This is a genomic window from Vallitalea sediminicola (assembly GCF_054408565.1).
This window is the reverse complement of record NZ_BTPT01000277.1, coordinates 1-263: the sequence shown is the minus strand read 5'-3', so window position 1 is coordinate 263 and position 263 is coordinate 1. Positions and strand designations below refer to the sequence as shown.

Sequence of the window (263 nt, the reverse complement as noted above, 5' to 3'; positions counted from 1 at the left end):
ATAATGTATTCATCTAATGTATTTTCCCCCATCAAAAAAAGTCTCACTCCTAACAAAATAAGAGAAAGACATTTTTTATTATTATTTTTTATTATCATTTTTGTTAAAGATATTGGCTATTAATACAATTAATATACCTACAACTATTAAAAATAAATCAGGATAATAATTAGACATCCATGATCCACTCCAATAATTCAATTTAGTAAATAACAAATCAGATATAACGATTAATAACTTAACATTATTAATCGTTATATCTG

Annotated in this window: 1 protein-coding gene; it reads right to left on the bottom strand. The window is 22.1% G+C overall.

Going from position 1 to position 263, the window contains the following annotated elements:
- Nucleotides 1-81 precede the first annotated feature (81 nt).
- Nucleotides 82-263 (bottom strand): hypothetical protein (locus ACX6CF_RS26735; protein ID WP_458788418.1); only part of this gene is annotated, 182 nt, incomplete at its 5' end.